Annotated in this window: 25 protein-coding genes; 9 read left to right on the top strand and 16 right to left on the bottom strand. The window is 31.5% G+C overall.

Annotation, left to right across the window (positions count from 1 at the left end; translation table 11 throughout):
- The 4 genes from ABD771_RS05760 to ABD771_RS05745 form a co-directional block, all read right to left on the bottom strand.
- Positions 1 to 2,481, bottom strand: a complete 2,481-nt coding sequence (locus ABD771_RS05760; protein WP_345091933.1) for a DUF5686 family protein — start codon at positions 2,479 to 2,481, stop codon at positions 1 to 3.
- 103 nt (positions 2,482 to 2,584) lie between these two features.
- A complete protein-coding gene (frr, locus tag ABD771_RS05755) occupies positions 2,585 to 3,145 on the bottom strand; it encodes a ribosome recycling factor (RefSeq protein ID WP_345091930.1) in 561 nt (186 codons plus the stop codon).
- Between the two features lie 33 nt (positions 3,146 to 3,178).
- Positions 3,179 to 3,886 carry a UMP kinase gene (gene pyrH, locus ABD771_RS05750; protein WP_345091927.1) on the bottom strand — a complete coding sequence of 236 codons (708 nt, stop codon included), beginning with the start codon at positions 3,884 to 3,886 and terminating at the stop codon, positions 3,179 to 3,181.
- 78 nt (positions 3,887 to 3,964) lie between these two features.
- On the bottom strand, positions 3,965 to 4,750 hold the full coding sequence (locus tag ABD771_RS05745) for a patatin-like phospholipase family protein (protein ID WP_345092106.1): 786 nt from the start codon (positions 4,748 to 4,750) through the stop codon (positions 3,965 to 3,967).
- A 93-nt stretch (positions 4,751 to 4,843) separates the two neighbouring features.
- Between ABD771_RS05745 and ABD771_RS05740 the strand changes: the two genes are divergently transcribed.
- Entirely contained in the window at positions 4,844 to 5,434 is a 591-nt protein-coding gene (locus ABD771_RS05740; RefSeq protein ID WP_345091925.1) for a thioredoxin family protein, read from the top strand.
- Positions 5,435 to 5,441: 7 nt separating this feature from the next.
- On the opposite strand, the gene ABD771_RS05735 is transcribed toward ABD771_RS05740, so the two are convergent.
- The 5 genes from ABD771_RS05735 to ABD771_RS05715 form a co-directional block, all read right to left on the bottom strand.
- Entirely contained in the window at positions 5,442 to 6,044 is a 603-nt protein-coding gene (locus ABD771_RS05735) for a hypothetical protein (RefSeq protein WP_345091921.1), read from the bottom strand.
- A 3-nt stretch (positions 6,045 to 6,047) separates the two neighbouring features.
- Positions 6,048 to 6,731: a tRNA pseudouridine(55) synthase TruB gene (gene truB / locus ABD771_RS05730; protein WP_345091918.1), complete on the bottom strand. Its 684-nt coding sequence runs from the start codon at positions 6,729 to 6,731 to the stop codon at positions 6,048 to 6,050.
- Between the two features lie 3 nt (positions 6,732 to 6,734).
- The gene (locus ABD771_RS05725) at positions 6,735 to 7,544 is read right to left on the bottom strand and encodes an undecaprenyl-diphosphate phosphatase (protein ID WP_345091915.1); all 810 of its coding nucleotides are present in this window, start codon (positions 7,542 to 7,544) and stop codon (positions 6,735 to 6,737) included.
- An 81-nt stretch (positions 7,545 to 7,625) separates the two neighbouring features.
- A complete protein-coding gene (locus tag ABD771_RS05720; protein ID WP_298304913.1) occupies positions 7,626 to 7,871 on the bottom strand; it encodes a DUF3098 domain-containing protein in 246 nt (81 codons plus the stop codon).
- A 29-nt stretch (positions 7,872 to 7,900) separates the two neighbouring features.
- Positions 7,901 to 8,776 carry a cell division protein FtsX gene (locus tag ABD771_RS05715; protein WP_345091912.1) on the bottom strand — a complete coding sequence of 292 codons (876 nt, stop codon included), beginning with the start codon at positions 8,774 to 8,776 and terminating at the stop codon, positions 7,901 to 7,903.
- A 220-nt stretch (positions 8,777 to 8,996) separates the two neighbouring features.
- Between ABD771_RS05715 and ABD771_RS05710 the strand changes: the two genes are divergently transcribed.
- The 4 genes from ABD771_RS05710 to ABD771_RS05695 all read left to right on the top strand — a co-directional run bounded on the left by ABD771_RS05710 (position 8,997) and on the right by ABD771_RS05695 (position 13,886).
- Positions 8,997 to 12,026, top strand: a complete 3,030-nt coding sequence (locus ABD771_RS05710) for a leucine--tRNA ligase (RefSeq protein WP_345091909.1) — start codon at positions 8,997 to 8,999, stop codon at positions 12,024 to 12,026.
- Positions 12,027 to 12,216: 190 nt separating this feature from the next.
- Entirely contained in the window at positions 12,217 to 12,888 is a 672-nt protein-coding gene (locus ABD771_RS05705) for a hypothetical protein (protein ID WP_345091906.1), read from the top strand.
- Positions 12,889 to 12,937: 49 nt separating this feature from the next.
- Positions 12,938 to 13,123, top strand: a complete 186-nt coding sequence (locus tag ABD771_RS05700) for a hypothetical protein (protein ID WP_298304902.1) — start codon at positions 12,938 to 12,940, stop codon at positions 13,121 to 13,123.
- A 73-nt stretch (positions 13,124 to 13,196) separates the two neighbouring features.
- Positions 13,197 to 13,886 carry a zinc metallopeptidase gene (locus ABD771_RS05695; RefSeq protein ID WP_345091902.1) on the top strand — a complete coding sequence of 230 codons (690 nt, stop codon included), beginning with the start codon at positions 13,197 to 13,199 and terminating at the stop codon, positions 13,884 to 13,886.
- A gap of 47 nt (positions 13,887 to 13,933) precedes the next feature.
- On the opposite strand, the gene ABD771_RS05690 is transcribed toward ABD771_RS05695, so the two are convergent.
- The 5 genes from ABD771_RS05690 to ABD771_RS05670 all read right to left on the bottom strand — a co-directional run bounded on the left by ABD771_RS05690 (position 13,934) and on the right by ABD771_RS05670 (position 17,342).
- Positions 13,934 to 14,212, bottom strand: a complete 279-nt coding sequence (locus tag ABD771_RS05690; RefSeq protein WP_345091899.1) for a hypothetical protein — start codon at positions 14,210 to 14,212, stop codon at positions 13,934 to 13,936.
- A 14-nt stretch (positions 14,213 to 14,226) separates the two neighbouring features.
- Positions 14,227 to 14,697: an Lrp/AsnC family transcriptional regulator gene (locus ABD771_RS05685; RefSeq protein ID WP_298118511.1), complete on the bottom strand. Its 471-nt coding sequence runs from the start codon at positions 14,695 to 14,697 to the stop codon at positions 14,227 to 14,229.
- A 53-nt stretch (positions 14,698 to 14,750) separates the two neighbouring features.
- Positions 14,751 to 16,127: a saccharopine dehydrogenase family protein gene (locus ABD771_RS05680; RefSeq protein WP_345091895.1), complete on the bottom strand. Its 1,377-nt coding sequence runs from the start codon at positions 16,125 to 16,127 to the stop codon at positions 14,751 to 14,753.
- A 116-nt stretch (positions 16,128 to 16,243) separates the two neighbouring features.
- Positions 16,244 to 16,579, bottom strand: a complete 336-nt coding sequence (locus ABD771_RS05675; RefSeq protein WP_345091892.1) for a hypothetical protein — start codon at positions 16,577 to 16,579, stop codon at positions 16,244 to 16,246.
- A gap of 1 nt (position 16,580) precedes the next feature.
- On the bottom strand, positions 16,581 to 17,342 hold the full coding sequence (locus ABD771_RS05670) for a DUF3108 domain-containing protein (RefSeq protein WP_345091888.1): 762 nt from the start codon (positions 17,340 to 17,342) through the stop codon (positions 16,581 to 16,583).
- Between the two features lie 124 nt (positions 17,343 to 17,466).
- Between ABD771_RS05670 and ABD771_RS05665 the strand changes: the two genes are divergently transcribed.
- Complete coding sequence (locus ABD771_RS05665) at positions 17,467 to 17,853, top strand: DUF423 domain-containing protein (protein ID WP_345091884.1); 387 nt, start codon at positions 17,467 to 17,469, stop codon at positions 17,851 to 17,853.
- Positions 17,854 to 17,933: 80 nt separating this feature from the next.
- The gene (pckA, locus tag ABD771_RS05660) at positions 17,934 to 19,559 is read left to right on the top strand and encodes a phosphoenolpyruvate carboxykinase (ATP) (RefSeq protein ID WP_345091881.1); all 1,626 of its coding nucleotides are present in this window, start codon (positions 17,934 to 17,936) and stop codon (positions 19,557 to 19,559) included.
- A 79-nt stretch (positions 19,560 to 19,638) separates the two neighbouring features.
- Here the strand turns inward: pckA and ABD771_RS05655 are convergent, their stop codons facing one another.
- Entirely contained in the window at positions 19,639 to 20,388 is a 750-nt protein-coding gene (locus ABD771_RS05655; protein ID WP_345092103.1) for a uroporphyrinogen-III synthase, read from the bottom strand.
- Positions 20,389 to 20,406: 18 nt separating this feature from the next.
- A complete protein-coding gene (locus ABD771_RS05650; RefSeq protein WP_345091878.1) occupies positions 20,407 to 21,072 on the bottom strand; it encodes a DUF4271 domain-containing protein in 666 nt (221 codons plus the stop codon).
- A 104-nt stretch (positions 21,073 to 21,176) separates the two neighbouring features.
- On the opposite strand from ABD771_RS05650, the gene ABD771_RS05645 reads away from it, so the two are divergent.
- Positions 21,177 to 21,902: a polyprenol monophosphomannose synthase gene (locus tag ABD771_RS05645; protein WP_345091875.1), complete on the top strand. Its 726-nt coding sequence runs from the start codon at positions 21,177 to 21,179 to the stop codon at positions 21,900 to 21,902.
- Positions 21,903 to 21,909: 7 nt separating this feature from the next.
- Positions 21,910 to 23,250 carry a dihydroorotase gene (locus ABD771_RS05640; RefSeq protein ID WP_345091872.1) on the top strand — a complete coding sequence of 447 codons (1,341 nt, stop codon included), beginning with the start codon at positions 21,910 to 21,912 and terminating at the stop codon, positions 23,248 to 23,250.

Here is a 23,250-nt window from a genome sequence, read left to right as displayed (position 1 = left end):
TTAAAACCCTAAATCCAATATATAACTCAGTTTCAAGGCAAAATTATCTTCAAATTTTGGCAAAGCATTCGGACCATATCTCACAAAAAAGGTCAAGCCTAATCCTTTGAAAATTTGGTTGACTTCAACGCCACTTTCAAAAAAGCCTCGCTCCATAGTTTTGTATTGTAGTCCGATGTGTTGTTCTGGTTTGTCCATTTCACCCCAAGCCATTCGTGTTACAACAGAAATTAGTGGTTTTATTTTATAAGCTAATTTCACTTTATTGAAAGTATGTTTTACATGAAAGCTCACATATTTACTAGAGAAAAATTCATTGAAAAACATGGTTTCAAAACTGTTTTTTCCGGCAAAGGTGATTCGTTTAAACAACGTTTCACGATTTAAATTATTTGGCGCAATACTATATAAATGCGTCAATGGAACGTTTCCAAAAGCAAATCCGCTTTGAAAAATTAAAGATGTATTTTGTCCAGAAAGAAATGGAATTTCGTGAGTAATACGCAAATCTATTTTTGAAAAGTCAAAATCGCTGTCGAGAATGTTTTCAAATGATTTTGTAAATTGAAAAGAGAATTTTGGGAATCTTTTTTCAATTTCAAGTCGTCCAGATGAGGTTTGCATATAACCACTAAAAGGACTCCATTGTATTGCAAACTGTGCTGTTGTAAAAGTAAAATTGGAATACAATTTATCATTTACATTATAAATATATCCAAAAAGTGGTTGAATTTCTGTTCTAGCTAGACCAAAATAAATGTCCGTTTTGGGAACATATTTACTTTCAATAAATGTAGAATAGGTTTTGTGATTATAGAATGTAGAAATATTTATTGGTCGTGGATCATAAATCTTAAAGCGACGCGATTGAGTAGCAAATTGAATTTGCCCAATTTCACTCAAATCATCAACATATGAAGCACTAACCCATGAATTGGTCTCTTTGTTTAGTAAATAGGAAGGTGTTATTCCGTATTTTAATTTATCATCTTTAAATCCGTAAGCAACGTAGCCACTGATTTTGTATTTGTCTGATAGTTTATTGTTTGTAACGCCACCAATTCCTAATCTAAAACCTTCATAATTGTTGAATTTTATTAACGTTTTTAAGTCTATATCGACAAAACTTACTGGAACATAACCATTGATTATTTTTTTACCTAAAAAGATTTTTTGTTCAATGTTTTCAGCTAAAGACAAACTATCTAGATTGGTATAAGTACGCAATCTTCTTCTGTCTAAAGTGTCCTTTTTTAAAGATTCCCAATATGAGTCTGGTTTAGACATACTAGCTTCAGGAACATCAATTTTGATGCTTGGTGTTTTGAAGAAAACCGCCTCATTTATTTTTACATCGTATGGTGTAGATTCTAGTTTGAGATACATTTGGTCGGAAGCATCTTTTTGCAAACCTTCAATGCTTGAATTGAATTTTATAGTTCCTCCAAAAACTTTTAAATCTTCACTATTGTTTCCTTTTACAACGATAAATTTTCTTTTTTCAGGAAACCAAACTTTATGATCTTTTAGATAATTAAAGGTGTAAGTAGCATTAATATTTACAATTCCGTAAATTCTGTAAAATGCTTTTGCAATGGCGAAATTTTCAGCATCAACAAAAAGTAATCCTCTTAACTTGTTGGAATTTAATTTTTTAGGTTGAAAATAAATTCTGTAAACTGTTCTATCTTGAATTTTTACAGTATCTATGATTTTAAAAACAAACAATTTTCTTCCATAACTAGAAATTGGATTTCGAATAGGAATTTCAAGAATGTCTAAGCTGTTTTCATATAATGAATAAGATACTAAATTTAATCCTAAATATTCATAAAGCGGTTTTTTGAATCCAGCCATTCTCGAAGCAATTATAGTCTCTTTGGTGCCAGAATTGTTGTGTTGTAATAAATTTACTTTCTCAGTTTGATAAATATGTTGGTTTTCAACTAGTTTTTTAAATTTATAATTGGTAGAATCAAATTGCATTTTCTTTCTTCCAAAAAGCGATTTTTTGTATATCGTATCAATTTTGCTAGAAATAGAATCTGGATTAGCAGTTACAAGTAAGTGTTCGTAATTTTTATATTCAAAAGTATTTAAAGCTTTTTCAGGTTGATTGCTTTTCTTGTTTTCAATTACTTTTTTGATGATAAGATTTACTTGATTCTCCGAAAAAATTTCTTTCTCTTTCATGGTATTATTATTTACCATTTTTATAATTAGAAATTTGGCGCCAACGGTTAAATGATAATTTTTATCATAATATCCTTTGTACGTGACAACTATTGGTTTTTTATCATCGGTTATTGTAATAGTAAATTTACCTTCCCAATTGGATGAAATAGTTTTGTTGTTGTGAGTGATTTTTGCAAAAGCAATTGGTACAGTAGTATCATAATCAATTACTTGACCTTGCATTATTTTTTGCGAAATAGCATAATTGCAAAAAAGAATAAATAGAAAAACCCAAAATTTTCTCATTAAGATGATTTTGTTTAAATCGTGTAAAAGAATTATGACAAATGTAGGAATAAAAAAATCCGCTCGAACTATCGAACGGATTTTAATATACATTTAACGAAAATTATACTTTCATTATTTCAGCTTCTTTTTGAACCAAATGCTCTTCTACTTTTTTTATAAAACTATCGGTTAGTTTTTGTATAGTTTCTTCCGCTACTTTACAAACATCTTCAGAAACACCTTCTTTTTCTTGTTTTTTGATATCTGTATTGGCATCTTTTCTATGGTTACGAATACCAATTTTTGCTTCTTCAGCTTCGGCTTTAGCTTGTTTTACTAAATCACGACGACGCTCTTCTGTAAGTGGAGGAACGCTTATGATAATTAAATCACCATTATTCATTGGGTTAAAACCTAAATTGGCAATCATAATTGCTTTTTCAATTGGTTGCAACATGCTTTTTTCGTATGGTTGAATAGTAATAGTTCTAGCATCAGGAACACTTACATTTGCAATCTGTGAAAGTGGCGTTTGTGAACCATAATAGTCAACAAAAACGCTACCCAACATTTGAGGAGACGCTTTTCCAGCTCTAATATTTAAAAAAGATTTTTCTAAGTGTGCTACAGAACCATTCATTGCTTCTTTAGCTTCATCAATTATAAAGTCAATTTCTTCCATTGTATTTCAGATTTTATTCTAAAAGTTTTCTAATTATATATTTACTACTGTTCCAACATTTTCGCCTTCGCAGATTTTTAGTAAGTTTCCTTTTTTGTTCATGTCAAATACTACGATTGGCAATTTGTTTTCTTGACTTAAAGTAAAGGCAGTTGTATCCATTACGTTTAATCCTTTTTTAAGTACATCTTCAAATGAGATATAGTCAAATTTTACAGCCGATTTGTCTTTTTCAGGATCAGCAGTATAAACGCCGTCAACTCTAGTTCCTTTTAATATTACATCTGCATGAACTTCTACTCCACGTAAAACAGCAGCTGTGTCAGTTGTGAAGTAAGGATTTCCTGTTCCTGCTCCAAAAATAACTATTCTTCCTTTTTCTAAATGACGAACAGCTCTTCTTTTTATGTATGGTTCTGCAATAGCTTCAATTTTTAAGGCTGTTTGTAAACGAGTCAACATTCCTTTGTCTTCTAATGCTCCTTGCAATGCCATTCCGTTGATAACGGTTGCTAACATTCCCATATAATCACCTTGTACTCTGTCCATTCCGTTACTTGCTCCGGCAACACCTCTAAAGATATTTCCACCTCCAATAACTATTGCAATTTCTACACCTTTGTCGTGAATTTGCTTAATCTCATCAGCATATTCGGATAGAATTTTAGGATCGATTCCATATTGTCTTTCACCCATTAATGCCTCACCACTCAGTTTTAGAAGTATTCTTTTGTATTTCATTGGTAGATATTTATTTTGAACAAGGTTGTGTATTTCTTGTGCAAATATAGTTATAATATGATTTTATGAAATAGTAAATTAAAAATTATCCTTCAATTGTTCAAATGATTTTTTTGCAGCTTGATAACCAATTTCAAATATTTTATCCATTTTTGTTTTATTGGTTTCAAAAGTACTAAATCTCACCAACTCTTCAGGTTCTATAACCCAATCACAATGATTAAACTTCTGAAAATTGGAGTTAGCAGAAAGTAAATCAAAAGCTCTTGTTGTAACTGCTTTAATAGAATTCAAATCTTTAGCTTCAATTTTTTGTATCGGACTAACATAAACACCAATAATGTTGTCGCATCTTCCTTGCAAAACATCTGTCGGGAAATGATTTAAAATACCGCCATCACTATATAAATTTCCATTAATTATATAAGGAGAAATTACACCAGGAACTGCCGAAGAAGCAAGAACAGCATCTACAACTCGAGAACTATTATTCAAAATTTTAAGTTTGCCTTTTACCATATCGGTAGCCGTAATGTGCATTGGAATTGGTAAATCACTCATTTTGGAATCTTTAAAAATATCTTCAAAATACTTTTTAAAAGATTCCGAATCAATAATTCCAGCTTTTTTGATGGTAAAATGTTTCCAGTGAAAAAAATAAATTGATTTGAAAAAAGATAAAATTTCTTCAGGAGTTTTGCCCCAAGCATACAACGCACCAACTATTGCACCTGCACTTGAACCAGCAATTTGAGATGGTTTGATATTTTGTTCATCAAGAAATTTTAATGCACCTGCATGAGCTAATCCTTTTGAACCGCCGCCAGATAGTGCTAAACCAATTGATTTTGACTGTAAATCCATTCCTGTTTTTTGTTTAGATAACGCCTCAGTGTAATTATTGTTACATTTCATTTGTAAAAATAAAACTAATTTTGCAGAATAAATTTAACAAAAATGAATTCAATTATAGAGAAAAGCTTGAAAGTTAGTTTTTCATACCAAGAATATAGAGATTTTGTAACTGATTTGGCTAAAGAAGTTAAAACTACAGGTCATGAACAAAGAGAAGATCTAATACATTACACGCAATTGAACGAAGCAAGATTGCATCGATTGGATAAAACCACTCAAGTTGTTGATGAAGTCAAAGCAGTTTTACAAAAGCTATCCAAAGAGTATACTTGGTTGGTTATTTCAGAAAGTTGGTGTGGTGATGCTGCTCAAATTCTTCCTGTTATTAATAAAATGGCAGAAGTTTCAGAGAATATAGATTTGAGAATTGTGCTTCGTGACGATAATGAAGATTTAATGAATTTATTTTTGACAAATGGAACCAAATCAATTCCGAAGTTAATCATTATCGATAAAGCTACTAATGAAGTTGTAAATGATTTCGGACCACGACCAAAAGCAGCTAAACAACTAATTTTAGATTACAAAGCTGCTCACGGAATTGTTGATGAAACTGCTAAAATTGAATTACAGAAATGGTACTTACAAGACAAAGGAGTTTCTACTCAAAAAGAAATTGTTGAGTTACTTTAGTTAGCAATTATTTAAATACTGGAATGGTCAATCCCAAACTGATACTTCCAGTGTTTGCAATGTTTCGCACATTAAAACCATTTAAACTCAAGTCAGCAAAAAATAGAAATTCTTCATCTCCAAAACCAATTCTAAATTTGTTATAATAACCTGAGAGATTTCCGCGTCCTATAGCGAAAGATTTTCCAAAACCGTATTGTAATAAAATAGAACTTTCAGAAGAAACACTTGGTGTTAAAACTATCGAAGCATAAACAGGAACGCTGAATAGCTTTTGTTGGGCAATGACATCAAATCCTGTGTTTAAACTTAGTCCAATCCATTCACTGAAATGAATTCCGTAGCCAAATTTTGCTCCAAATCCATCAGGAAGAAACCAATAGTCACTTCGATTTCCATTCTCATCAATTTCACCATAAGTTTCATTTCCTCTGAAAGGAACACTTATGTCAAAAATAAAAAATTGACCATTTTCACTTAATGGTTTTGATTTCTCTTGTTCTAAGTAAGATTCTAAATGACTTTTTTTGTCAATTATAGTGTCTTTTTGTATTTGTGAAAAAGTGGTTATTGACAAAAAAGTAAAAAGGAAAAAGAATATTTTTCTCATAAATTAATTTTCAAATGCTTCAGGTGAAACGCCATTAATTACATCGTAATCACCAATTTTTGTTCTTCGTAAAGCTGTTAAATGCGCACCTGAATTTAATGCAATTCCAAAATCAAATGCTAAAGAACGAATATAGGTTCCTTTATTGCATTTTACTCTGAAATCAATTTCTGGCAGAGCAATTCTTGTAATTTCAAAATCATGAATGGTTGTTTTTCTAAAGGCAATTTCAACATCTTCTCCTGCACGAGCGTGTTCGTATAATCGTTTGCCATCTTTTTTGATAGCAGAAAAAACAGGTGGTTTTTGATCTATTTCTCCAAGAAATTGTTTGGTTGTTTCAAGAATTAAGGCTTCTGAAATATGTTCGGTTGGAAAAGTAGCATCAACTTCAGTTTCTAAATCGTAACTTGGTGTTGTTGCTCCAACGGTAATTGTTCCAGTATATTCTTTGGCTTGTGCTTGAATTTCTGTAATTCTTTTTGTAAATTTTCCTGTGCAAATTATCAATAAACCAGTAGCTAACGGATCTAACGTTCCAGCATGACCAATTTTGAATTTTTTTGGTAAATCGTATTTTCTTTTTAAAATGTATTTTAATTTATTCACCGCTTGAAACGAACTCCAAGTCAACGGTTTGTCAATTAAAAGTATTTGACCTTCAAGAAAATCTTCGGCTGTTTTCAATTTTTATTTGTTTAAAGAAAAATAGGTCAATAAAATAATTCCAGCTATAATTCTGTAGTAACCCCAAGGTTTAAAACCATATTTTTTAATGATTCCGATGAAGAATTTTATAGCAATAACAGCAACAACAAAGGCAACAATATTTCCTATTAGAAACAATTTTAGATTCTCACTTGATTGGGTTAATAATTCGTAACCTTTCAATTGAGAAACTTCATAAGTTTTAAGGAAAAGCGAGTAAGTAGTTACAGCCAACATCGTTGGAACGGCTAGAAAAAATGAAAATTCTGCTGCCGTTTCTCTTGTCAATCCTTGTTGCATTCCGCCAATTATAGAAGCAGCAGAACGACTTGTTCCTGGCATCATCGCTAAACATTGCCAAAAACCAATAGTTACGGCTTTTTTGATTGTAATATCTTCTTCGTTAGCAACTGTTGGAGTATTAAATCGTCCATCAATGAATAGTAAAACAATTCCGCCAAGAATTAAAACTATAGCAATTGGAATAGGATTTCCTAGAACGGCATCAATTTTATCATCAAATATTTTCCCTAGAACCAATGCAGGAATTACAGCACAAGCCAATTTGATATAGAAATTGATTTTTGTAAAGTCAAAAAACTTTTTCCAATACAAAACTACAACTGCTAGAATGGCACCAAATTGAATTGAAACTTGAAATAATTTTACAAAATCATCTTCTTGAATACCAAAGAAAGAACTTGTAAAAATCATGTGAGCAGTTGAAGATACAGGTAAATATTCTGTTAATCCTTCTACTATTGCAATAAGAATTGCTTGAAGTAAATCCATTTTTCAGTAATTAGTGATGAGTGATAAGTAAAAAAGTAATTAGTAAATAGAATTATAAAACTATTCACTAATTATTATTCACTATTTACTAGATTTAGGATTTTTGAAAATAGAATAAATTGTAATTCCAAAACCAATTAACACCACTGTTGGAGCCAATCTAATTCTTCTGAAACTAAACACATCTTCATTAAAAACTTTTGGATCAGTGCTTCCGCCACCAGACATTAATATAAATCCTAAGGCAATAACTGCAATTCCAATTAAAAGAAATTTATAGTTGATTTGATCAAAAAGAAAATCTGGTTTTTGTTCGTTATTTTTCATAAGTATTCTATCTTGTATCTATTTGTCTATTAGTATAAATCGTCGGTTCTTAGATTTAAGAAACGTTGTGTGGCAAAGTGAGTACTTATCCAAGTTATTAAAACTCCAAGAACTAAAACTCCCGATAAAACCACAATAGTTAATTCAATATCTTTAAAAATATCCAATGCAGGATAGTTTGTTGATACATATAAAAGAACTCCTAGTAATGCTAGTACAGCTAAAGCAGCACCAATGATTCCAAGAATAATACTTCTTTTTACAAATGGTTTTCTAATAAATGATTTTGTTGCACCAACCATCTGCATAGTTTTAATGATAAATCTGTTGGCATAAATAGAAAGACGCATAGAACTATTAATCAACAAAACCGAAATAAAAGCAAAAACACCACTTACAATTAAAACCCACATACTTATGGTTCTAACATTATCGTTTACTAAAGTGATTAATTGTTTGTCATAAACTACATCAGCAACCAAAGGATTTTTACGTATTTGACTTTCCACTTTAGAGAAACCAGGATTAGTTACATAATCCGCTTTAAGGTGAATGTCGTAAGAATTTTGCAATGGATTTACTCCAAGAAATTGCATAAAATCTTCTCCGATTACTTCTTTATGTTGTTTGGCTGCAGTTTCTTTTGAAATATATTTGAAATCTTTAGCGAATTTCCCAGCCTTCATTTCGGCTTCAAATTGCTTGAAAACAGTGTCGTTGGCTTCGTTTTTAAAGAAAACAGTCATTACAATATCTTCTTTAAAGTTGTCTGATAAACGTTTAGAATTGATAATGAAAAGACCAAGCATTCCTAGTAAAAATAATACTAAAAACACACTCATCACAACTGAAACATAGGAAGTGATTACTCTTCTTTTTTGAAATTTATCGAAATTTGATGACATACATTGTAATTTAAGCCGTAAAAATAATAAAGAATTTGTTTATTCATAGTTTATAACGTTTAAAGTTTTGTGTTTAGTACAATAAATGTAAATTTGTGGCCAATTAGCGTAGACATTAACTTTCGATTAACTTTCAAGGTTTTAAGTAAAAAAATTAACAAAGTAAATTCTTACAATAGCAATGTTTATCGCCGCTAAAATTTTAATGTAAAAAGGACGAATGAAATACTTTCACGAACAAATCGAAGCCAAATGGCAACAATACTGGGCAGAAAACCAAACTTTTGCTGCATCAAATAACAGCGAAAAACCAAAATATTACGTTTTGGACATGTTTCCTTATCCATCAGGAGCAGGATTGCATGTTGGTCATCCGCTTGGTTACATTGCTTCCGATATTGTAGCTCGATTTAAACGTCATAAAGGTTTCAATGTTTTGCATCCGCAAGGTTATGATTCTTTTGGTTTGCCTGCAGAACAATATGCTATCCAAACTGGGCAGCATCCAGATACAACAACCAAAGAAAACATTGCGCGTTACCGTGAACAATTAGATAAAATTGGATTTTCATTCGATTGGAGTAGAGAAGTACGCACTTCAAATGCCGATTATTACAAACATACACAATGGATTTTCATTCAATTGTTCAATTCGTGGTACAATAAAAATACAGATAAAGCGGAAGATATTGCAACCTTAATTTCAATTTTTGAAAATGAAGGAAACGCTACTGTAAATGCGGTTTGTGATGACAATATCGTTTCATTTTCAGCTTCTGAATGGAACGCTTTTTCATCAGAAGAACAACAAAAAATTCTTTTACAATATAGATTAACGTATTTAGCAGAAACCGAAGTAAACTGGTGTCCAGCTTTGGGAACCGTTTTGGCAAATGACGAAATTGTAAACGGTGTTTCAGAACGTGGCGGTCATCCTGTGATTCGTAAAAAAATGACGCAATGGTCGATGCGAATTTCTGCTTATGCCGAAAGATTATTACAAGGTTTAGATACTATTGATTGGAGTGAATCAATAAAAGAATCACAAAGAAACTGGATTGGAAAATCAGTTGGTGCTTCTGTTGATTTCAAATTGAAAGATTCAGATAAATTAATTTCTGTTTTCACAACTCGTCCTGACACTATTTTCGGAGTTACATTTATGACTTTGGCTCCAGAACACGAATTGGTTTCACAAATTACAACACCAGAACAAAAAGCTGCTGTTGATGCTTATGTGGAAGCCACTGCAAAACGTTCGGAAAGAGAAAGAATGGCCGATGTAAAAACCATTTCAGGAGTTTTCACAGGAGCGTTTGCCGAACATCCATTTACTAAAGAACCAATTCCGGTTTGGATTGGCGATTACGTTTTGGCTGGTTACGGAACAGGCGCAGTTATGGCGGTTCCTTGTGGTGATGAGCGTGATTATGCTTTCGCGAATTTCTTCAAAGGAACTCAAGGAATGCCTGAAATTAAAAATATTTTCAATCAAGATATTTCTGAAGCGGCTTATGGCGAAAAAGGTGGTTTTGAATTAGTAAATTCTGATTTCTTAAACGGATTGGGTTACAAAGACGGAACAAAAAAAATCATAGAAGAATTGGAGAAAATCGGACAAGGAAAAGGCAAAACCAATTACCGTTTGCGTGATGCGGTTTTTTCTCGTCAAAGATATTGGGGTGAACCATTTCCAGTATATTATGTGAACGGATTGCCACAAATGATTGATGCTAAACATTTACCAATCGTATTGCCAGAAGTTGAAAAATATTTGCCAACCGAAGACGGACAACCGCCACTAGGAAACGCAACGACTTGGGCGTGGAATAGTGTTCAGTGTTCAGTGGTCAGTAATCAGTTGATTGACAACGTGACTATTTTTCCTTTAGAATTGAATACTATGCCAGGTTGGGCAGGAAGTTCGTGGTATTGGATGCGTTATATGGATGCACACAACGAAAACGAATTTGCCTCAGCCGATGCACTAAAATATTGGGAAAATGTAGATTTATATATTGGAGGAAGCGAACACGCAACCGGACATTTATTATATTCTCGTTTTTGGAACAAATTCCTAAAAGATAGAGGTTACGCACCAACAGAAGAACCATTCAAAAAGTTGATTAATCAAGGAATGATTTTGGGAATGAGTGCTTTTGTTTATAGAACCTATTTTGACGTAACTTGGGCGGAACAGGGTAACTCAACTAATGAGATGACTGAGCTATTTAAAAAATTAATAAACGAAAATCCAATTCTTTTTTCTAAAGGCACTAAAGAAAGTATCGAAAGAGGAAATGTTACAGATGAAATAAATCAAAGAATTTCAGAAATTGAAAAGAAATTTGAGGTTTTAATAACTAATAAAATATCAAATTTAGAAAGTTGTGGTGTTAGTGTGAAATTTGATTTTACTCCAATCCACGTTGATTTAGCAGTAATAAATGATATCACAAATGAATTAAATATTGATGCTTTCAAAAACCATCCTTTATATTCAGATTATAAAGAAGCTGTTTTTATAAAAGAAGAAAATGACAAATACATAGTAGGTCGCGAAGTAGAAAAAATGTCAAAATCGAAATACAATGTTGTCAACCCAGATGATATTTGTAATGATTATGGTGCGGATACGTTGCGTTTGTATGAAATGTTTTTAGGTCCATTGGAACAAGCAAAACCATGGAATACTGCAGGAATTACAGGAGTTTCAGGTTTCTTGAAAAAACTATGTCGCTTGTATTTTGATGATAATGGTTCTATCGTAACAAATGATGAACCTTCAGCAGATATGTACAAATCCTTACATAAAACCATCAAAAAAGTTACTGAAGATATCGAGAATTTCTCGTTCAACACATCAGTTTCACAGTTTATGATTTGTGTGAATGAGTTGGCTCAAATGAAATGTAACCATAGAGCAATTCTAGAACCATTAGCGATTTTGGTTTCGCCTTATGCTCCACATATTGCTGAAGAATTATGGAGTCAATTAGGGCATGAAGGTTCGGTTTCAACTGTTGCTTTTCCAATTTGTGAAGAGAAATATTTAGTTGAATCTGAGAAAGAATATCCAGTTTCGTTTAATGGTAAAATGCGTTTTACAATTAAATTACCTTTAGATTTAACCGTTCCGCAAATTCAAGAAATTGTAATGGCAGACGAAAGAACCATCAAACAATTAGACGGAAGAACTCCAAATAAAGTAATCATCGTTCCAGGAAAAGTCATTAACTTGGTGGGATAATTTTTCAATTATTATTTACCGCAAATTTACAAATTACTATATTGAAATTCGCGAATTTGCGGTTTTTTATATCTATTGTTTTCGTTTTGAGAAAATAAACGTTAGATGATTTATAATTTAAAGTTAAAAATGAATTAGAAAAAAAATCTGATTTGTAGCTTTGAATAAAATAACATTAATCAAAGTAAATATGAGAAATTTTAAAGTTTTAATCGCATTATTTTTTATTAGTTGGTCATTTGCTCAGGAAAAGGAAGGAACTACTACTCCTGAAAAACCAAAATTTTATTTCACCTACGGACTAAATGCTCAAGTTCAAGATGAGTTAAGTATTGATAAAAAGCTGAAAGTTGCCGGACTTCCTGAGGTTAATAGTTTTACTCCAGAGTTTTTTATAGGTATGACCATGTTTGGAAAAAAATATTCTGGAGACATTGACTTTGGATTTTTAAATTCTAAAAATGAGGCCGGAAATAATGAAAATAGATATATTGGTTTTACTACAAGATTAAGAGTTCACTACAATTTAATAAACAAAGAAAAAGTTGCCTTCACAACAGGGTTAAACTTTTCAAATACTACAGGCGAATTAGTCGTTTTTACTAAAAATAACGTTATTGATCTTAACGATTTAACACCAGCTAATAATGTTGGAAATCTGTCTTTAAGAAATAATTTGTTCTTTGTAGGACCATCAGCATCATTGTATCTTTTTAATAATAAGTCTACCAAACTTAGATTAAATGTTGGATATGAATTTGCATTTACAAATGGTAAATGGAAATCAGATTACGCCGATGTGAACAACACTGTTAAGGAACAAGGAAATAATCGTTTTGTTTTTGGGATTACTTTATTGTAGAGTTTTGTAACATTTTTCATTTTTTACGTATAAGTAAGAAACAATTATAATGAAAAAACACGAAGTTCACATTCTAAAGAAAACTGCTGGTTTTGGCGGAATGAAAGAAGAGTTAGCTAAAGAAGTAGAACATTTTCTTGATAAAAAAGTAAATGAAGGATATGAAATAGTCAATATTTCTTTTACTTATTATGAAGCTAGTGAGTTGATTGCGTTTATAACTATTTGTAGATAATAAATGTCAACTTGTCATTTTTTAAATTTGGCTTGTAATTTGATATTACTCTATAAACTTTAAATATAAAAATATGGGAATGGGATATATGGTTTTAGCTGGAATTATCATGCTAATGAGTTGGTTCGTAAGCAACCGATTGAAAAGCAAATTCGAGTTTTATTCAAAATTGCATTTACAAAACGGAATGTCTGGTGCTGAAATAGCAGAAAAAATGCTAGCAGATAACGGAATTTATGATGTAAAAGTAATTTCAACTCCAGGACAATTAACGGATCATTACAATCCAGCTGATAAAACGGTAAACTTGAGTGAAGCAGTTTATAATCAAAGAAATGCCGCAGCTGCCGCAGTTGCCGCGCACGAATGTGGACATGCTGTGCAACACGCAACGGCTTATAGTATGTTGCAATTACGTTCTAAATTGGTGCCAATAGTTTCTTTTGCATCCAATTTTGTCCAGTGGATTTTGCTAGCTGGTATACTAATGGTAAATACTTTTCCATCGTTATTACTTGTTGGAATTGTAATTTTCTCTGCAACAACTTTGTTTACAATAATCACTTTACCAGTTGAATATGATGCAAGTAATAGAGCTTTAGCATGGTTGAAAAACAAAAACATGTTAAACCAAGCCGAATATGCAGGAGCTGAAGATTCACTAAAATGGGCTGCAAGAACTTATGTTGTAGCTGCAATTGGTTCGATAGGAACATTATTGTATTACATTTCTATCTTTATGGGTAGAAGTAATGATGATTAATTTGAATCGAGTATAAAGCAAAAATCCGTCTATAACAGACGGATTTTTTATTTTACAAAAGAGGATAGAATTACAAGAATTGACACCCAAACAACTCCGTGAATGATAAGGCATTTCACATGATTTTTTCCGCCATACAATTGTCGTACTAAATGCACCATAAAGTAAATCAAACTAATTGGTACCATTAAATAAAATAAAAGCACACCAAAATTAGGTGTTTTTGCATCGCCAGGAAAAAGTTCATAACAAACACCTGCAATCAAAATATAGATAGTGTAAAAAGCAATTGTAAGGTTTTCTTTTGAAAATTTGTTGAGGTTCATTTTATATTTATTGTCTAGAGTTGTATTTGTCTTTCTATTTGTTGTTCCAATGAAATAAAAGTTTCTGTTCGAGAAACACCATCTATGGGTTGGATTTTTTTATTCAAAAGTTGCATTAAATGTTCGTTGTCTCTACAGATAATTTTGATTAAAATGCTCCAATTACCTGTAGTATAATGACATTCTAAAACTTCAGGAATTTTTTTTAATTCTTTTACAGCCTCAGCATTAGAAGCCGCTTTTTCTAAGTAAACACCAATAAAAGCCATCGTTTTATAACCTAAAACTTTGTTATTTACGATAAATTTAGAACCTGAAATTACACCAGCATCTTCTAGTTTTTTCAATCGTTGGTGAATTGCTGCGCCTGAAATTCCTATTTTATTAGCGATTTGCAATATTGGTTTTCGAGCATCTTCCATCAAGAAACGAAGAATTTCTTTATCGATTCCGTCAATTTCAATTTGAAGCTGATTGATTTTCATTGATTATAATTTTAAATCAAAAATATGTATTTTGTTTTAAATTAAAACAAATATTAGTTATTTGTTACTAATTTATCAGGATTATAGCCAATATAAGGCATAGCAGTTTCTTTGAAAATCACTCCAAATTCTTCCAATTCTTTCAAAATAGGTTCGTAAACTTCTTTTCTAATGGGTAATTGAACGCCAGGCGTTTTTATGTTTCCGTTTAAGATTTGTAATGTAGCCATTGCAACCGGTAATCCAACAGTTTTTGCCATGGCAGTGTAGGTTTGATCGTCACCAATGCAAACCATTTTGGAGTCAATTTGTTGTTGTTTTCCGTCTAATTCGTAACCAAATTTATGGTACATTACAATCATATCTTTGTCGTTGGGTTGTAAAGTCCAATTATCATTCAATATACGTTCTAGAATTTGTGCTGGAGTGGCATTTTTTAAACCAACAATTTTATTTGGGTTGAATAAATCTAATTCTAATAATTTGTCCCACATGATATCGTCTTGTTCAATATTTAGTGCCAAACGCATTTTAATTTCAACAGAATCCGTTGGATGATAGGGTAAAAAAGAATTGATAAACTCACGGAAACTCATCGTTTCAGAATTTTCCATTATATAAGTATCATCGGTCATTCCTAGTTGTACAAACATGTTCCAAGCTTTTGAAAAACCAACTCTTCTGATAGTTCCACGATATAAAGTCAACACATCATCAAGACCATAAACGCTTCTGTATTTTAGTGAATCTCTGTTGGCGTAACCTTCAAATTTTCCGAAGCCTTCTACTAATAAAAACTCGGTTCTACGAAACAATTTATTGTATGGAATGTATTTATATTTACCTTCTTGGATGAATTTTGCTGCGCCACCTTGACCAGCTAAAACAACGTTTCTTGGTGCCCAAGTGAATTTGTAATTCCAAAGATTATCATCACTTTCAGGAGCGACTAATCCGCCACAGAAGGATTCGAATAAAATCATTTTACCACCTTTTTCACGAATTTCATCAATGACTTTCATGGCACTCATGTGGTCAATTCCTGGGTCGAGCCCAATTTCATTCATGAAAATCAATCCATTTTCTTTCGCAGCAGCATCTAAACCTTGCATTGCATCAGAAACATAAGATGCAGTAACCATGTGTTTTTTGAAAGTGATACAATCTTTGGCAACTTCAATGTGCATGTGAGCAGGTAACATCGAAATTACAATATCAGCTTTTTGAATTTCCGCATGACGTTGTGTTTCATCGTTAATGTCTAACTGAATAGCAGTTGCATTAGGATGATTGTTGGTTTTTCTTTGAGCTAATTCTAAAGATAAATCTCCAATAGTTATATGAAGATTCTGTTCAAAAGATTTGTTTAAAAGGTATTGAATTAAAGAAGAAGCCGAACGACCTGCGCCTATGATAAGAATGTTTCTCATGGTTTGTTTGTAATTGGATACAAATTTATGAAATTGGAATGATTTTCATTAATAATTTGATAAAAACAAAAAAGCCCAACCAAAATTGATTGAGCTTTTGAATTTTATGTAATAATTTATTCTAAACCTTCAAGGTCTTTTTCTAAGTCTTCAAGTTCCTTTTTTGCTTCTTGTTTTGTTTCAATTTTTTGTTGTTCAAATTGTTGGTCTTTTTCCACTTCATCTTTTATTAGATAAGTTTTTCCCAATACAAATATTGCGCAGATATAAGTTATTGCAAACAAACATTTAACAAGTTTACGTTGATTAGTCTCGGATTTTTTGAAAGTTATAAAAATCAAAATCAAAGCAGCTCCAATTGGTAAAAGAGCTAAAGTATCTAATGGAAGTATCGAAAAAACAATACTCAAGATAACAAATACATATGACAAAATTAATAAAGCCTTTCTCATCTTAAATTCCAGTTGCAGAAGTTAATGTTAATTGTCCTGTTCCAACAGGAATACTAAACTTCATTAATGCAGGTACTTTTTTTGCATCGGCGGTAAGCCAAATTAAGTTTTTGTCTGTTCCTTTTAGCTTGTTAGTTTTTGCACCAATAGATAATTTGTAGCATTCTTTTTGTCCAAGATTCCCTGCATTAACGCTTTCTGTTCCCATGTACTTTAATGTAACAGGAATTTCTTTTTCGTCAAAAACAATGGTAAATGATTTAGTTTGTCCTGATTTCATTTTCGAAAAATCGATAGTTCTTACTTTATAAAGTAACGATACTACATCTAGAGTCGAAGCTCCAATATTGAAAGTACGAGTTGTTTCGGGATTATTCCTTTTTTTTGAGGTGCTTGTGACAGAATTTCCTTTGAAAACGTATTTTTCTTTTTTAGTGTAACCACCTTCGTCAACACTTCTTTTATATAAACTTGGTTTTAAAGTGGTCGGGTTTACGTAAGCCTCGTAAATATCTCTTATTTTGAAAAATTTATCCCATTTGCTAAACGTTGCTAATTCGCAGTTCAAATGTAAATATGTGTTTTTTGAAGTACTCTGATTTTCAGTAGACATGGTTACTTGAGCCAATTGTGTCATCAATCCACTCATATTATAAGAGCCAGCATAAACTAATTTTTCACCTGATGGAATAACTACTTTGTTATCTGCTGTAAAGGAACAGAAAATCAATAGGGTAGCGATAATAAATGTTGCTTTTTTCATTTCTTAAAATTATGGTACAAATATAAAATTTTATAATTGTTAAAATCAAAAGGAAAACATAAAAATCCTTGAGCATTCCATATATAACTGATATTTTTGTTAAAAATTATTAAGAACTAATATTATGGATAAGAAAATATTTTCCGCAGCAGGTTTTTTTGGAATGACAGCAATTATTTTAGGAGCTTTTGGTGCTCATGCTTTAAAGAAAGTTTTGAGTGTAGATCAATTAGTTACATTTGAAACTGGAGTAAAATATCAAATGTATCACGCTTTGTTTTTGCTGTTTTTAGGATTAAACAATCATTTGAGTTTTAAAACAAAAAAAACAATTTTAGTGCTCACTATTTTAGGAATTATTTTCTTTTCTGGTTCTATTTATTTATTGGCTACAGATAGTTTAAATGCTTTCAATTTTAAAGTTATTGGGTTTATCACACCAATAGGAGGTATGTTGCTAATCATGGCTTGGGCAATTTTTTCTTTACATTTTTTAAAGAAAAAAGCATAATTTTTTAATAAACTACAACGTTGTAATAATTAATTTTTACCTTTGCAGTCAATTTATTAATTGCAACACAATACAATTTTATGGAGAATACTGCCCAATCTACGAAATCGATTTCGTTAAAACAATATGGAATCAAAAATGTCCAAGAAATTATATACAATCCATCTTTTGAATTTTTATATAATGAAGAATTAAGTCCAAGTTTACAAGGTTACGAAAAAGGTCAATTGACTGAACTTGGAGCTGTAAACGTAATGACTGGTGAATTCACGGGTCGTTCGCCTAAAGATAAATATATTGTAAAAGACGCAATAACAGAAAATACTATTTGGTGGAATTCTGAAAAAGCGGTAAACGACAACAAACCAATTTCTCAAACAACTTGGAATGCTCTTAAAGAAACAACAGTAAATCAACTTTCAGGGAAAAGATTATTTGTTGTTGATGCTTTTTGTGGCGCTAACGAAAATACTCGTTTAAAAGTTCGTTTCATTATGGAAGTAGCATGGCAAGCACATTTTGTGAAAAACATGTTCATACGTCCAACTGATGCTGAACTAGAAAATTTTGGTGAACCAGATTTTATTGTAATGAATGGTTCAAAAACTAGTTTCAAAGACTTCGCAGCTCATGGGTTAAATTCTGAAGTTTATGTAGCATTCAACCTTACGGAGAAAGTACAATTAATTGGTGGAACTTGGTATGGTGGTGAGATGAAAAAAGGATTGTTCTCAATGATGAACTATTACTTGCCATTACAAGGAATTGCTTCTATGCACTGTTCAGCAAATAAAGGAAAAGATGGCGATGTAGCAGTTTTCTTCGGATTGTCTGGAACAGGAAAAACAACTTTATCTACTGATCCAAAACGTGAATTAATAGGTGACGATGAACACGGTTGGGATAACGATGGTGTTTTCAATTTTGAAGGTGGATGTTATGCAAAAACCATCGATTTAAGTGCAGAAAACGAACCAGATATTTTTGGAGCGATTAAAAAAGATGCATTATTAGAAAACGTAACAGTTGATGCCAGCGGAAAAATCGATTTTAAAGATGGTTCTGTAACACAAAATACTCGTGTTTCTTATCCAATTAATCATATTCACAATATTGTAAAACCAGTTTCTAAAGCTGGTCATGCAACAAAAGTGATTTTCCTAACGGCAGATGCTTTTGGAGTCATGCCTCCAGTTTCTAAACTAACTCCTGAGCAAACTAAATATTATTTCTTATCAGGTTTCACAGCTAAGTTGGCTGGAACAGAAAGAGGTGTTACACAACCAGAACCAACATTCTCTGCATGTTTCGGAAAAGCATTTTTATCATTGCATCCAACTAAATATGGTGAAGAATTGGTAAAAAAGATGGAACAACACAATGCTACAGCTTATATGGTTAACACTGGTTGGAATGGAACAGGAAAACGTATTTCTATAAAAGATACTCGTGCCATAATTGATGCTATTCTTGATGGGTCAATTGAGAAAGCGGAAACTAAAGTAATTCCAACATTCAATTTTGAGGTTCCAACTTCTTTACATGATGTTAATCCAGCCATTTTAGATCCAAGAGATACTTATGCAGATGTTTCTGAATGGGAAACTAAAGCAACAGATTTAGCTGGAAGATTCATTAAAAACTTCGTTCAATATACAGACAATGCTGAGGGACAGAATTTAGTAAATGCTGGACCACAATTATAAAATAACAAACAAACTATACCTAAACAAAGAAAAAGCCCAACATCACTGTTGGGCTTTTTTGATATCTATAAATAAAATTTTATTTTCCTTTGTTAGCTTCTGCAACATAGCGCTCAAGAGCCATTGTCATAGAAGGTGTTTCTGGAGTTGGAGCAAGAATATCAATTCTTAAACCATGTTCTAAAGCTTCTTTTTGAGTAGTGCTTCCAAAAACAGCTATTCTCGTGTCATTTTGTTTAAAATCTGGGAAGTTTTTAAATAATGATTTGATTCCTGTTGGACTGAAAAAAGCCAAAACATCATAATAAACATCAGCTAAATCAGATAAATCACTCATTACCGTTTTATAAAAAACAGCTTGCGTCCAATTGATTTTTAGGTTGTTTAATGTCACAGGCGCGTCAGCATTTAATTGATCTGAAGCAGGAAGTAAAAACTTTTCATCTTTATATTTTTTGAAAAGTGAACTCATGTCTGCAAAATCTTTTTGACCAACATAAATTTTACGTTTTCTATAAACAACATATTTCTGTAGATAAAAAGCAATAGCTTCTGATTGACAAAAATATCTTAAATCTTCTGGAACTTTATAACGCATTTCTTCAGCCACTCTAAAAAAGTGGTCTACTGCATTTCTACTTGTTAATATGATTGCAGTAAAATTGTTAAGGTCAATTTTTTGAGCTCTAACATCTTTCGCGCTTACGCCTTCTACGTGAATAAAAGAACGAAAATCTATCTTTACCTTATGCTTTTGTTGTAAATCAAAATAAGGCGAATTTTCTACTTTTGGCTCTGGTTGCGAAACCAAAATCGTTCTTACTTTCAAATTTGCCATGTTTAAACTCTAATTTTTTGTAATCAAATAAAATATGAAATAATATGGAGCTATTTCAAGTGCGCAAAGATACAAAATAAAATAAAACAACTTACCGAATACTAAATTTTGATAATTTTTCAAAGAAATAAGATAAGTCACTAAGTTTATTATTAATAATATACAAATTACGGTAATAATTAAAGAATTCGTTGAATAATTACCATAAAACAGGATAATCGAAACTGGTAATAGTAGTAATCCAATATAGGTTCTGAAGGTAACTTTCTGTAAATTAAACTGCTCGATGATTTCTTCAATCCCAAATGTTGCGGCAATAATCTTCTCTACGAGAAATTTAGAAAGTATAAAAACGGTCAATAAGGTAAAAATTCTTGTAAAAAGAATCCAATCAGTTTTAATGCCATAATTGTAGTGTACTAAAACTAATTGAATAAAAAACGAAAGTGAAATTATATTTACTGTAAATAGAATTACATTAAATCCGCTCATTAAATGACTACTTTCTCGATATATTTTAGTATATTTATCTGATACAATTAATCGAATATAATCGTTAAATCTCGTTTCAAAGACTGATTTTGCTAAAACAATTAGAAATAAGGAAAGCACAAAAATAATTGTTGCCCAATCTTTGTTTTCTATAATTCGTGGATGTAATTCTAATGCTATCATGAACCGCAAAATTACTAAATTTTATTTGTTGATTAGTATTATAATATTATTAAGATTATGAAGTAATAAAATGAGTATTTTTGCACAAACTTTTATCAACAAATATGAATTGCGGCATTGTAATTATTCCAACTTATAACGAGATTGAAAATATTGAAAGTATAGTGAGAGCTGTATTTTCTTTACATAAACCTTTTCATGTTCTTATTGTAGATGATAATTCGCCAGATAAAACAGCAGATAAAGTAAAAGAACTTCAAAAAGAATTTCCAAATAAACTTTTTCTTGAAGTAAGAACAAAAAAAGCTGGATTAGGAACTGCTTACGTTCATGGATTCAAATGGGCACTAGCTCATGATTATGAATTTATTTTTGAAATGGATGCCGATTTTTCACATAATCCTCATGATTTAGAGCGATTGTATGATGCGTGCCATTTTGGAGGTGCCGATTTAGCTATTGGATCAAGATATGTTACCGGAGTGAATGTTGTAAACTGGCCTTTAAGTAGAGTTTTGCTATCTTATTTTGCTTCAGTTTATGTGAGAATGATTACCGGAATGAAAATTATGGATGCTACTGCAGGATTCATTTGCTATAGCAGAGAAGTTTTAGAAGCAATTAATCTTGACAAAATTAAATTCATTGGATATGCTTTTCAAATTGAAATGAAATACAGAGCATTTTCTAAAAAATTTATCATTCAAGAAGTACCAGTAATTTTTACAGATAGAACCAAAGGACAATCTAAAATGAGTGGTTCTATTATTAAAGAAGCCATCTTTGGTGTTTTATCACTTAGAATAAAAAAATTATTTAATAGATTATAGAAAATATATGAATACCGTTTTAATTAAAAATGCAAGGATTGTAAATGAAGGTAAAATTTTTGAAGGCGATGTTCTTATTGAAGGCGAGTTTATAAAAGAAATTGCCGAAAGCATAAGCCACAAAAGTTCCAATTGTAAAGTTATTGATGCCGAAGGGAATTATTTAATCCCAGGAGCAATCGATGATCAAGTGCATTTTCGTGAACCAGGCTTAACTCATAAAGGCACTATTGAATCAGAGAGTCGTGCGGCTGTTGCTGGCGGAATTACTTCTTTTATTGAGCAACCCAACACAGTTCCGAATGCTGTTACACAAGAATTATTAGAAGATAAATATCAAATTGCTGCTCAAACTTCGTATGCCAATTATTCTTTTATGATGGGCGGAACCAATAATAATTTAGAAGAAATTCTTAAGACAAATCCCAAAAATGTTGCTGGGTTAAAATTATTTCTTGGATCTTCAACTGGTGATATGTTGGTTGATAGTACTGCCGCTTTAGAAAGTATATTTTCAAGCACAAAATTATTAATTGCTGTTCATAGCGAGGATGAAAATACTGTAAAAAGTAATTTAGAACATTATAAAGCTATATATGGAGACGATATTCCTGTAGCGCTACATCCTGAAATTAGAAGTGTTGACGCTTGCTATAAATCTACTGAAAAGATAATTAAGTTAGCTAAAGAAACTGGTGCACGTTTACATGTATTTCACATTTCAACGGCAAAAGAGTTGGATCTGTTTACCAACAAAATTCCGTTAGAAGAAAAACAAATTACAGCTGAAGTTTGTATCCATCATTTATGGTTTTCAGACGAAGATTATGCTACAAAAGGAAATTTTATCAAATGGAATCCAGCAGTAAAATCCGCTTCAGATAGAGAAGGACTTTGGAAAGCATTGTTAGATGATAGAATCGATGTTATAGCTACAGATCATGCACCACATACATTAGAAGAAAAACAACAAGTTTACACAAAAGCACCATCAGGAGGACCATTAGTTCAACACGCTGTTGTGGCTATGTTTGAAGCGCATCATCAAGGTAAAATTTCTGTGGAGAAAATCGTTGAGAAAATGGCTCACAATCCGGCTAAGATTTTCAAAATAGAAAATAGAGGTTTTATAAAAGAAGGTTTTTATGCCGATTTGGCAATTGTTAATCCTGCGATGCCTTGGAGTGTGAATAAAGATAATATTCTATACAAATGCGGTTGGTCACCATTTGAAGGAACCAATTTTAAATCAAGAATTACACATACTTTTGTAAATGGACAATTGGTTTATGAAAATTCTAAAGTCAAAGAAATTAAAGCCGGAAAACGTTTACTGTTTGATAGATAA

The sequence above is a fragment of the Flavobacterium chungnamense genome (genome assembly GCF_039539165.1).
GTDB classification, from domain to species: Bacteria; Bacteroidota; Bacteroidia; order Flavobacteriales; family Flavobacteriaceae; genus Flavobacterium; species Flavobacterium chungnamense.
The sequence above is the reverse complement of the archived record's forward strand: the minus strand, read 5'-3'. Positions and strand labels throughout refer to the sequence as shown.